Source organism: Acetobacter senegalensis (assembly GCF_001499615.1).
Classification (GTDB): Bacteria; Pseudomonadota; Alphaproteobacteria; order Acetobacterales; family Acetobacteraceae; genus Acetobacter; species Acetobacter senegalensis.
In genome coordinates, this window is the sequence record NZ_LN606600.1 from 3,462,509 (window position 1) to 3,473,748 (window position 11,240).

The window sequence follows — 11,240 nt, forward strand, 5'->3', positions numbered from 1 at the left end:
GCCTGAATATCTCATTACGTCATGGAGGAATTACCATGAACCAGCCGACACATGACCGAAAGATCCGCTACGCCGTAATTGGATGCGGGCAAATCTCCCAACAATCTTTTATTCCTGGTATCGAGCGGGCCGCCAATTCCACCTTGGCTGCTCTGATGACCGGCGACATGAAAAAAGCAGAGGCCCTTGAAGCCCGCTACGGTGTGCGGGTCTGGCATTATGATGACTTGCCCGACCTTCTGGCATCGGGTGAGATTGACGCAGTCTATCTGGCAACGCCGAATAGCCTGCACAGGCAGTATGCGGTGCCGGTGCTGGAGGCGGGCCTGCATCTTCTGCTTGAAAAACCCATGGCGACCAGTGTGGAGGACTGCGAAGCAATCCTCCAGGCCCAGCGGAATGGGGGCGGCAAGCTCATGATTGCCTACCGTCTGCATTGTGAACCAGCAACGGTGGAACTGGTGTCACGTTGCCGCGACGGGGATTTTGGCACTCTTGTCGGATTCAGTTCGGTATTTGGGCAGGATGTGCCGCAATCAAACCATCGCGCTCATGGGGGGTACTGGTCGGGCCCGGTGCCGGATCTTGGCAATTATCCGATCAATGCGGTCCGCCATATGTTTGGGGCTGAACCTGTGGAGGTTACGGCTGCTGGTACACGCACGCCCGGCCGGAATTTCAATTTTGAGGATACGGTTTCGGTCACGTTGCGGTTTGCGGATGGCCGGATTGCGGACTTCATAGTCAGCTATGCCAGCGCACCCGTGGAAGGTATGACTCTGTTTGGTAGCAGAGGCAGCGTGAAGGTCGACCCATGCTATACTTTTGGCCCATCCGTTGCCATTACATACACCACACTGATTGATGGGAAGAAAGACCGGCACTCCCATGGCCCCGTTGAGCAGTTCGGGGGAGAAACCTTCTATTTTTCGGAATGTATCCTTAAAGACCAGGCCCCCGAACCGGATGGTGAGGATGGGTTGCGGGACGTCCGTGTTCTGGTTGCCGCGGAGGCAGCTCTGCGCACCGGGGAACCTCAATCCCTGCCACCCCTTGCCGCACGGGAGGGCATACAGCAGGATCAGGTTGTCATTCTGCCGCCTGTCGAGGAACCACCGGAAAGCGACCTGATTGGCGTCATGGTGCAGGCTGTTTCCAGACCCTGAACCACGTTGCCTTATTCATCATGCAAGGGCAGAAATCATGACATCCACCACTTGTCCTCGGCCGCTGAACCATATCGGTATCAGCGTGCCAGATATTGACCGCGCCATAGCGTGGTACGCGGAGGTTCTGGGGTATCGGCTGTTTAGTGGTCCGTTCGATCTGGTTGCCAGTCCACCAGCACAGGCACAGTTTCAGGATGCGTTGGGCGAGCGGTGCAAGCACGTGCGCATCGCACATCTTTCAACGGGCGGCGGGGTGGGTATTGAGCTGTTTCAGCCTGTCTCACCCGCTTCACTGCCCGATGTCACCGATATCCGGTTTGATCAGTCCGGCCCCTTTCACATATGCGTAACAGATCCGGACATAGACGGGCTGATCGGCAAGATTGTTGCAACCGGGGGTAGCCAGATTTCAGAGATATGGGATGATCGCCCCCCGTCCGGCATTTACAGAATGGTCTATTGTCGTGATCCATTCGGTACCATTATCGAAATTCATACGCATCCCTATGAAATTGTTCAGGGGTGGCGTGTGGGGAATGAGGTAAAGGAAAACACAGAGGAATTCACAATCCTCGAAACACAAAACGAATAAATGTATTGTTTAACGATCGTTTTCTCTTTTTCTATTGAGGAATGTATATCTTTCTATTCCGAGATAAAAAATATGCACTCTTTCCTGTAATCCGGTCAAAAGGACTCTCTGCCACAGCCGTGTTGTCTGTAAGTGCGACAAGATTGTGGAAGAAGAGTGAGTTTCGGACTTCAGGCTAATGATAGCAAAGGCCGCAGACGTGGTTTCCGGAAAAAGGTTTGTCACCACGTAGCGTATTCTACGGCTGGATTCATTGAAAGGCGCTGGAAAAATTCTCGCGTCACTCTGCTGAAACAGAACAACAAGAACAAATACCTGTTGGAGTAGTAAAAAATGAAAAGATCCTTAAAAGATATCATGTTTGTCCAATCGGACAAACATGATGTAGGCTACGTGCTGCGAATATGTGCGATCGCGGCGCTGGGTGGCATTCTGTTCGGTTATGATACAGCTGTCATTTCGGGCGCGGTTGGATCATTGCAGTCCTATTTTCACCTTTCACCGGCAGAAATTGGCTGGGCGGTCTCCAACGTGCTGCTTGGTTGTATCCTGGGGGCAGCGGTTTCGGGCTGGCTGGCAGATCGCTTTGGTCGGCGCCCGACATTGGCTGTCTCCGCTGTGCTGTTTACCGCGTCAGCCATTGGTGCGGCGCTGGCGACGGGTTTTGCATGGTTTGTGGTGTATCGCTTCATTGGCGGGGTCGCGGTGGGTGTAGCGTCCTCAGTTTCTCCCATGTACATGTCAGAAGTTTCACCAAAAGACATGCGCGGGCGCGCACTTTACATGGAATCTTTTGCCATTGTCGGCGGCCAGTTAGCGGTCTTCATCGTCAATTATTTGATCGCTCGTAGCGCCACCGAGGAGTGGCTTACAAATGTGGGCTGGCGGTGGATGCTGGGATCAGAAGTCATTCCGTGCATTGTATTCTGCGCCGCAATTTTCTTTATGCCGGAATCCCCGCGCTGGCATGTTCTGCGCGGACGTGATGATGACGCGATGCAGACCCTCACGCGCATCTCCAATGAGCAGCATGCCCGTTCAGTTCTGACAGAAATCAAGGATTCCCTGGAACATAAGATCGAGACGTCTGATTTGGGCCGGGCTGTCGCCTCTAAAGGGGCACGCTGGATTATCTTCGTGGGGGCATCGGTCGCAATGCTGCAGCAACTTACGGGGGTGAACAGTATGATGTACTATGCACCGCTGGTACTGGGTTCGGTCAGTGGTAGTGTACAGAACGCTTTGTTTCAGACCATATGGATTGGGGTGGCATCCGTATCGGGTGCGGTTCTGGGAAGCTGGGTCATTGATCACAAAGGGCGGTTGCCGCTGTTCCGGTTCGGTTCGATCGGCATGATCATTGGTCTGCTGGTTGCCTCTTGGGCGCTTTATACCCAAACACAGGGATATTCAGCCCTCGCTGGTATGTTGGTTTACATGCTGCTGTTTGGTCTATCATGGGGGCCGTTGACATGGGTGCTGATCGCCGAGATCTTTCCAAACCGGATCCGTGGCGTGGGTATGAGCATCGCGGTATCGGCTAACTGGGTGATGAACTTCATCGTCAGCCAGCTTTTTCCGATGATAGCGCAGAATCAAAGACTTGATTCCCTATTTCACGGTGCATTGCCGATGTGGCTTTTCGCGCTTTTTACGCTTTTCTCATGGTGGTTTGTGGAGCGCTATGTGCCGGAAACAAAAGGCATTGCGCTGGAGAAAATCGAAAGCGTCATGCTGGCCCCAAAACGCCAACCCAAGGCCAGCACGGCGACTGTTCCGAAAGATGGTCTGACGGATATACCCGGGCAGAAGTAAACCTGTCGGGAAAAAAGGCATGCGGCTTTCTCTGCTGCATGCCAGTTTGTGGGGCCAGATTGCGCAGCTAGGAATGGCGCGCATGACACCTATTTATTCTCACGGAGAAAGTTAGCCTGATTTTACGGTTTGCCTATTGAAATAGAAAGATGGATGCTCAAATCCACTCTTTTCTTGATGGCGTCCATGGGGACATAATAGAGGTCTGGTCATCCATAACGTGTCCGCCGTCAGGATCTATGGGACGAAATTGGTGAATTGAATAATGGAGGATTTCTGGCTCATCGTAACGACGAAGGAGTGAAGTATGAGCCAGAAATCCTTGCCGGAGACGACATCGGGGGAACGGTTGATCCGCGATATCCGCCGGGCGACGCGTCGGCAGTATTCGGCGGAAGAGAAGATCCGCATTGTGCTTGATGGCCTGCGGGGCGAGAGCAGCATAGCTGAGCTGTGCCGCCGTGAAGGTATTGCCGAAAGCCTGTATTATTCCTGGTCGAAGGAGTTTCTTGAAGCCGGGAAGAAACGACTTGCGGGCGATACGGCGCGTAACGCCACAACCAGTGAAGTCCGTCATCTGCGTGACGAGGCGCGGGCCCTGAAAGAGGTCGTGGCCGAGCAGACACTGGAACTGCGCCTGCTTAAAAAAAGCATGATCGGGGCTGGGGGAGACCCCGCATGAGATATATGGCTTCGGAAAAGCTCGAGATCATCCGCCTTGTCGAGCAATCAGCCCTGCCGGTTCGGCAGGTTCTCGGCAAGATTGGTATCCCGCGTTCAACCTTTCACCGCTGGTGCGATCTCTATCGGACGGGCGGCCCGGAAGCCCTGGCGGACAAACCCTCTGGACCCAATCGGATATGGAACCGCATCGCGGACGATATCCGTGCACAGATCATTGATCTGGCGCTGGAGACGCCGGAACTGTCGCCTCGTGAAATTGCCGTGCGGTTCACCGACGAGCAGGGCTATTTCGTCTCGGAAGCCTCGGTCTATCGCCTGCTCAAGGCCCATGACCTGATCACCAGTCCGAAATTCATCGTCATCAAGGCGGCGGAGAGCTTCCATACAAAAACAACAGCGCCGAACCAGCTCTGGCAGACGGATTTCACCTATCTCAAGGTTATCGGATGGGGATGGTTCTATCTGTCGACCATCCTTGATGATTTCTCACGCTACATCATCGCCTGGAAGTTGTGCACGACCATGGCCGCATCCGATGTGACGCAAACGCTGGAACTCGCCTTGCAGGCATCAGGGCTTCATCAAGCCACGGTCAGACACCGGCCGCGACTGCTCTCCGATAACGGCCCCTGTTATGTTGCTGACGAACTCGCGAAATGGCTAAATCAGAACAGCATCGATCATGTGCGTGGCGCTCCCAACCATCCCCAGACACAGGGGAAGATCGAACGTTGGCACCAGACGCTCAAGAACCGCGTGCTTCTTGAGCATTATTATCTGCCTGGAGATCTCGAAAGCCAGATCGAGGCATTCGTCGAAAACTATAATCAGCGCCGCTATCACGAGAGCCTCAACAATCTCACGCCGGCAGATGTCTGGTTCGGACGGGGGCAGACAATCCTGCTCGAACGTGAGCGCATCAAAAGAGCTACCATCCAGAAACGACGCTTGCTTCATCAGCAGCGTGCCGCCTAAACATCATAATCAGATGGGCCAGACCCTCCGTTATTTCACACCATCCATAGTCCCAAATCTTTCGACGACGGACATTGCGATAGGAAAGGGAACGGGGAGGCCGCTCCGTCCCTCAAGATTATTGAATGCCCTGATCTACATTTTTTTGCAGACATCAGCGCTGTATGGTGGCTTATTTACGTGAAGCGGACGAGTACCCGAAAGCAACTGAAAAGTCACTTTGATCGTCCGCATCTTGTTATTCTGAACGCAAGTCTTGGCTCGCAACGGGCCATTATAGGAACCATAGATAGGCCGTCTCGAGGTAGATATCCATCATGCGTAACTGTGGGCATTTTCTGACCGCTACGAGGGCAGGGTAGCTATCTTTAGCTTGCCAGATTGTACATCCAGAAAATGCCAGAGTGTAAATGGCACCACAGTTGCCGGCTGCGATGCTTACAAAAAATAAATGCTCAGCTAAACTTGCGGATCATCCAACTGAAAAAAGCAGCGTGCCAGAGCGTCTGGGCACCGAGTTGGCAGTGTTCGGCCCCACCTGAGAGGGTATCAAAGGTGACAGTTTCGACAGACTTTGCAGCAGTACAGGCTTTTGAGAAATCATCAGCTTGAGAGGCGGGAATGAAGTGGTCGTGTTCGCCGACTAAAATCAGGACATCTGCTGTGATTTTTGCAGCGACATCTTGGAGTGTATAAGGGCGAATAGCTTCCACAGCCTCCGGCAGGGTCCTTACACCGAGGGTCCACAATGCGTTATCAACGGCCCATACCAGATCGGGATTTTTCGAGGCATCGGGATTCTGGGCTAGGGTGGCGTAGCGTTCGGCAATGCTCCCCATATCGAACAGGACATCATAAGCAACGATACCAGTGATGCGTGGATCAAAGGCGGCTGCCCGCGGCGCAAGGTAACCGCCCATGCTCATGCCGACGAGGACAATTTCTTCCGGTCGGAACTGTGTAGCTTCAAAGTAATCCAGAATGGCCGCAGTGGGCTTCTCCCATTCCGGGGTGAAGGTGAGACCGTATTCACGTAAGACGCCGCCTTGGCCTGGCCCTTCATAGGTCAAGACACCATAACCGCGGTCATGTGCGGCTTTGGCAAGGACGAAATACAACTCTTCCAGAGTGGAATCATATCCACCAACGAGCACAATGAGCGGCTTTTTCTGCCACCCGTCAGGACCCGGATAGAGAATGCCACGCAGGCAGCCAGCTTCATAGGGAATAGTGAAACGTTCGTGGGCGATGCCAGCCAGTTTCAGGCCGTTATCAAAAGCGGCGATTTCCCGTGTCCAGGTGTTTTTGCGGCGCGGGTCATCAGAGCGCAGAAGGAATTCGGCGGTACGCCAGTAATTATGGGCACGAAGCCAAGCGTAGCCATTGCTGAGCGGATCGGCGCAGGCGCGGATACGGTCTTCAGTGCGCATGGCAAGACTGGAAAAGGCACCAAACCACGCGTTTGTGTCGCCATCTGGGATAGTGCTGATTGCTGTCAGCACTTCATTGAGATCAGCGCCATTGGCCGCGATGTCGTTCAGAGCCCGAAGGGTCTGAAAATGAAAAGTCTGGTTGCGGAAGAAGCGGGAAACGCCGTAGTCGGTAGCGTCAGAACGAACCGGGATGTTGGATTTTTCTGTCATTCGTTGCAGGGCTTTCTGTAAAACAGTCTGATTTTCAACGAGATATTTAGATAAGGAATATTGAGGCATTCCTGAACGATCACGCCTAAAGATATGTTTCTGTTCACGCCATCGTCACGCTATGGACATACCCATCTGGACGGATCAATACAGATGACACACCATTAAAAGACGGACTATCATCAACACAGTCTGCTGTTATGTGTTTCACAATATTCGGATCCAGCCATTCAGGAGATTCTGAAATATCTTGTTTTTTTGAGGAAAGTGCCAGATGCACCCATTCACCTTTTTCCATGCACCCATAGAGTGTGGCAGATTTGTTTTCGATCATTAGATCAACATCTGGAACACGCTTGCCGGGCAGCAGGTGCGCTGGTAAGTTTTCGGGTACAACTTTGTCATATCCATAGGCAACACCAAATCCGGAAATCTCCGAGGCAAGGCGGCTGTTTACATCAGGGAAAGATAAAATATCGTTCATTGTATTACGCAATGACAAATTGGGCGGCGTGAAGTTGGTCGCCAACGCAACCTGTGCCAGCGTGTTGTCAAATAGCATCTGACCAACTGGCCTTCTCTCGGAATGATAGGTATCCAGCAGATTTTCAGGTGCCTGCATTTTGACGACCATAGCGAGCTTCCAGCCGAGGTTCATTGCATCTTGCAGGCCAACATTCAGCCCTTGACCTCCCATGGGAGCGTGAATATGCGCAGCATCCCCGGCCAATAGAATACGGCCTTTTCTATAGGTAGAGGCAAGGCGTGTGGCATCTGTAAAGCGGGACAGCCAGGATGCTTCGCCCATCGCATAATCTTTGCCGGAGATTTTCAATGTAGCAGATGCTAGTTCTGCGACCGTGAGCGGGGCGTCCTTTTCTACCGAAGGCCGCTCCGCATCAATAGCAATTACCCGATGATGCACACCATCACCCAATGGAGACATCATGAGTGCGCCACGAGGGGTAACCATGAACACGACGCCGCCTTCTTCTGGCGGCTTTGCCAGAACCACATCCCCCAGCATGGCGGTAACACGACCATCAAAACCGTCAAAGCCAATACCTGCCTGCCGCCGCACCAGGCTGCGCGCACCGTCGGCTCCGATCAACCACGAGGCAGAAAACTGCCCGCGGGAAGTCGTTACCTTCATTTCTGCCTCATTTTCTTCAATCTGAGTGACTTCCGTTTCACGAAGCAGAGGCACGCCGAGAGCTAAAGCGCGCCTTTCCAGAAATTCTTCCGTTTTGGTCTGGCGAAGAAACAGCGTGAACGGAAAGCGGCTTTCAAAAGGCGAAAAAGAAAGCCGCGTATCCAGTGCCCCATATTCCATCAGGGGAATTTTACGGCCAGCTTTAATAAAATCTTCCGCGCAGCCGCGCAGCCCCAACATTTCCAACGTACGCCCATGTATGGCCAGCGCGCGGGATTCAGTAATACGGGCAGCGCGCCGATCAAGCACCGCGACATCGATTTGTGCAAGTTTCAGCTCACAGGCAACCCGTAAGCCAACGGGGCCCGCGCCGGAGACCAATACATCGTACGACGTCTTCATGACTGGCATCCTTCAAACTAACATTGTTAGATTCGGAATCTAACGCTATTAGTTTTGAAGAGCAAGAAGGAAATGGAGAAGCTGTGAGCGCCAAAATTGTAAGGGAACAAGTTATCAGTTCAGCGCTGCAATTGCTGGACAAGCTGGGTATGGAAGGTCTGACAATGCGAAAGCTAGCAGACATGCTTGGTGTTCAGGTGCCCTCGCTTTACTGGCATTTTGCAAACAAGGATGCGTTGTTCGAAGCTGTTGCCGATACTCTTCTTGAAGAGGTTGCGACTACTGCAACCGCTGGCGAACAATGGCAGGATATGTTTTTTAGAATTTCCTGCGAGGTGAGGCAGGCATTATTGGCTCACCGGGATGGTGCCCGTTTTCTAGCGCGGACCTATCCTCTTTCCGGTAATGTAGCCCGGATCAGCTCGCAAATGATATCTAGCCTTAAAGACGCTGGCGCGAATGATCGTACGGCCACGTGGGGTACTTTCTCCACGCTCTATTATGTTATGGGTTTTACAATCGAAGAACAGGCTTTTTCTGAAAAACGCCCAGATCACAACCAAAGCCCTGATCTTCAGGCTCTTTTGCTACGCTATCCGGTAGCAGCTTCAGCATGGCAGCATATCCTAAAGAGTGACCCGCATGAAGGGTTTCACTTTGGCCTGAATATGGCTCTCCAGGGGCTGGCTCATTATCTTCTTGCTCCAGAAAAATAGTATGTGGAGATGTCTGCGTGATGATTACAACCAAAAAATTCCACGAAGCCCTGTTTCTAAATGGGGATTGCTGTTTCATGCCGGGTGGGATGGAGGAACAGTATTATAGTATATTGTCAGTTAGGGCTTTGTGTAGTGCATAAAAGCTGTAGTTTCTGCATTCCAGGAAAGTAAGTTCTTTTGAGTGTAGATAGCTACCTTATTGTTGTAAATATTATTTATTTGCAATGGATTATTCTCCTTGTTATTTATCGGAAAATGTAAGGCGCCGAATTATTTCTGTATTTTTATTGTTATTTTTTGCTTTTTGGGTAAGTGGCAGTTCTGCCGTATATAACCAGAACCAGTGATTATCTTTGCTTCTTAAGATATGGCCAATTCCTGCTTAGCAGAGAGTGCGCTAGGCTTTGGCCGCCGTAGATGCTCGTCCATGCAACATAGTGGGACGTCTTCACCCAAATTGATATCCTCCTCACTTGTCTCTAAAGTCTGTGCTCTTCTTGGATATGTTTCAATTATGACGGCAGAATTTCAATTCTGGAGCCATGGGATATAAGCTGGATGGGCAGCAAATGGGGTAGAATGCGGAAAAAATCTTTACCCTGCCCAATGTAATAAATCCCGCTTAAACGCATGTTTCCTATGGCTTTGAGCGAGCCGGCCGTAAAGACAACTTTTTGCGTCTGGTAGCGGTTAATCTCGGCCACAACCTCGGATAAAGGACGGTTCTGGAACATGAGATACCCTTTTCTCCAAGCGAGCAGGGCTTCAAGGTCTGGTCGGTCCGCATGGTAGGTTCCATTGGTGTAAAAGCTCAAACGTTCCCCTAACGGGAGGTGTTGCCCACTGACAAAAGAACCGGTGAGGGACGCATTATGGACCAAAACTTTCCCTTTCAGGGCAGTGACCTCAATCCGGTTTTCTTCCGCGAGTATGATTGCTGATGAATGGTCCTGCAGATAGAGCCTTACATCTCCCGCAGCGACCCATTGGGCTGGCGCAGGAGCCTGAGAACACAAAATAACCTGCCCGTGCTCAAGCCGAAAATAACGGTTGTTATGGGCGCAAACAAGCCGAGTGTTGGTATCAAGAAAACACTTGACCTGACTGGGAAGTACACTGTCTGAAAAATGACCTGATGCGGTCTGTAGAACACGCGCTGCATGCAGAGAAGTTGAAAGAGGAATTGTTGCCGCAGCACAAGCAGCAAATGTTGCCAGCATGCGGCGTCGTGTTTGCACTGATTTCTGCTGCGCAGGAAAGGTGGCAACAGGTGGAGCGTGATGCGACGGAATGCCATCAGCCAGACCACCACCAAGCTCCCATAAATCTGTCATCGCCTCAAATTCTACTGCATGGTCTGGCCTCGCCTTCAGCCATTGCCGAAAATGCTGTTTTTCCAGTTCTGTGCAGTTCTCGGCGTGAAGCCGGGCAATCCAGTATGCCGCGTGATTCCGGATGGCAGTACGTTCTTGTCTTTTGGTCACTGCTCCATCCATGCGGAAAGAAAGGTTAAGGCTTTTGCGATATGTTTTTCAACACTGCTTACGCTCATGCCCGAAATATTTGCAATCTCTTGATATTTCATTTTTTTTACGCGGTGAAGTAGAAAAACAAGTCGGGTCTTTTCTGGTAACTGGCTGCAGCCCGCCCTGAAGTGGGCCAGGCGCTGACGGCTTGCGTATACTTCTTCTTGAGATGGGGCGGGATCTGCAATTTCAAAATAGGGCAGAAGACTATCTTCCGTCAGCGTTACGTACCCCGTTTGCTCCCGTTTATGGGCATTGCGGGCCAGATTGATGGCACTACGCGTGATGTAGGCGTGGGGTTCCCGAACCGGTTCGCCCTCTCGCTCCAGATAATTGACAAACGCGCTCTGCAAATGATCCTCCGCATCGTCCCTGTGTGTGAGGGCGCGAATACGCTGCCGAAGTGCTGCCCAGACCTGCTGCTGCGGTAACCAGTTTTTTGTCACACGTTTGCTCATGCCGTTCTAGGTCAATGGAAGAAGCCTGCCGCTGTGTAGAAGAATTTCTGCCCTACAATTTGTGAAAGTTTCGTGAAATCCAAATCCCGAGGTGAGGATTGGTC

General features: G+C 51.9%; 9 protein-coding genes. 5 read left to right on the forward strand and 4 right to left on the reverse strand.

Annotated elements, in window-relative coordinates:
- Positions 1-35 precede the first annotated feature (35 nt).
- From ASN_RS16075 to ASN_RS16095, 4 genes are all read left to right on the forward strand, one after another.
- Positions 36-1,166, forward strand: coding sequence for a Gfo/Idh/MocA family protein (locus ASN_RS16075; protein ID WP_058988801.1), 1,131 nt, complete (start codon positions 36-38; stop codon positions 1,164-1,166).
- Between the two features lie 37 nt (positions 1,167-1,203).
- Positions 1,204-1,761 carry a VOC family protein gene (locus tag ASN_RS16080; RefSeq protein WP_058988802.1) on the forward strand — a complete coding sequence of 186 codons (558 nt, stop codon included), beginning with the start codon at positions 1,204-1,206 and terminating at the stop codon, positions 1,759-1,761.
- A 333-nt stretch (positions 1,762-2,094) separates the two neighbouring features.
- Positions 2,095-3,576, forward strand: a complete 1,482-nt coding sequence (locus ASN_RS16085) for a sugar porter family MFS transporter (RefSeq protein WP_231948276.1) — start codon at positions 2,095-2,097, stop codon at positions 3,574-3,576.
- 307 nt (positions 3,577-3,883) lie between these two features.
- Positions 3,884-5,235, forward strand: a protein-coding gene (locus ASN_RS16095) for an IS3 family transposase (protein ID WP_099048284.1) whose coding sequence is annotated in 2 segments (ribosomal slippage) — positions 3,884-4,220 and positions 4,220-5,235 — 1,353 coding nt in all. Because the reading frame shifts where the segments join, the coding sequence is not laid out codon by codon here.
- A 455-nt stretch (positions 5,236-5,690) separates the two neighbouring features.
- Here ASN_RS16095 and ASN_RS16100 read toward each other — a convergent pair.
- Positions 5,691-6,878 carry an alpha/beta hydrolase family protein gene (locus ASN_RS16100; protein ID WP_058988803.1) on the reverse strand — a complete coding sequence of 396 codons (1,188 nt, stop codon included), beginning with the start codon at positions 6,876-6,878 and terminating at the stop codon, positions 5,691-5,693.
- Positions 6,879-6,981: 103 nt separating this feature from the next.
- Positions 6,982-8,433, reverse strand: a complete 1,452-nt coding sequence (locus tag ASN_RS16105) for an FAD-dependent monooxygenase (RefSeq protein WP_058988804.1) — start codon at positions 8,431-8,433, stop codon at positions 6,982-6,984.
- Positions 8,434-8,516: 83 nt separating this feature from the next.
- On the opposite strand from ASN_RS16105, the gene ASN_RS16110 reads away from it, so the two are divergent.
- A complete protein-coding gene (locus tag ASN_RS16110) occupies positions 8,517-9,149 on the forward strand; it encodes a TetR/AcrR family transcriptional regulator C-terminal domain-containing protein (RefSeq protein ID WP_058988805.1) in 633 nt (210 codons plus the stop codon).
- Positions 9,150-9,664: 515 nt separating this feature from the next.
- On the opposite strand, the gene ASN_RS16115 is transcribed toward ASN_RS16110, so the two are convergent.
- Positions 9,665-10,636, reverse strand: coding sequence for a FecR family protein (locus ASN_RS16115; RefSeq protein ID WP_157765204.1), 972 nt, complete (start codon positions 10,634-10,636; stop codon positions 9,665-9,667).
- The gene (locus tag ASN_RS16120; RefSeq protein WP_082666737.1) at positions 10,633-11,136 is read right to left on the reverse strand and encodes an RNA polymerase sigma factor; all 504 of its coding nucleotides are present in this window, start codon (positions 11,134-11,136) and stop codon (positions 10,633-10,635) included. The genes ASN_RS16115 and ASN_RS16120 overlap by 4 nt, the downstream gene beginning before the upstream one ends.
- Positions 11,137-11,240 lie beyond the last annotated feature (104 nt).

What these genes read in the sequence shown, in the direction of transcription:
- ASN_RS16075 (WP_058988801.1), top strand. Translation starts at nt 36, where the DNA reads ATGAACCAGCCGACACATGACCGAAAGATCCGCTACGCCGTAATTGGA.
- ASN_RS16080 (WP_058988802.1), top strand. Translation starts at nt 1,204, where the DNA reads ATGACATCCACCACTTGTCCTCGGCCGCTGAACCATATCGGTATCAGC.
- ASN_RS16085 (WP_231948276.1), top strand. Translation starts at nt 2,095, where the DNA reads ATGAAAAGATCCTTAAAAGATATCATGTTTGTCCAATCGGACAAACAT.
- ASN_RS16100 (WP_058988803.1), bottom strand. Translation starts at nt 6,878, where the DNA reads ATGACAGAAAAATCCAACATCCCGGTTCGTTCTGACGCTACCGACTAC.
- ASN_RS16105 (WP_058988804.1), bottom strand. Translation starts at nt 8,433, where the DNA reads ATGAAGACGTCGTACGATGTATTGGTCTCCGGCGCGGGCCCCGTTGGC.
- ASN_RS16120 (WP_082666737.1), bottom strand. Translation starts at nt 11,136, where the DNA reads ATGAGCAAACGTGTGACAAAAAACTGGTTACCGCAGCAGCAGGTCTGG.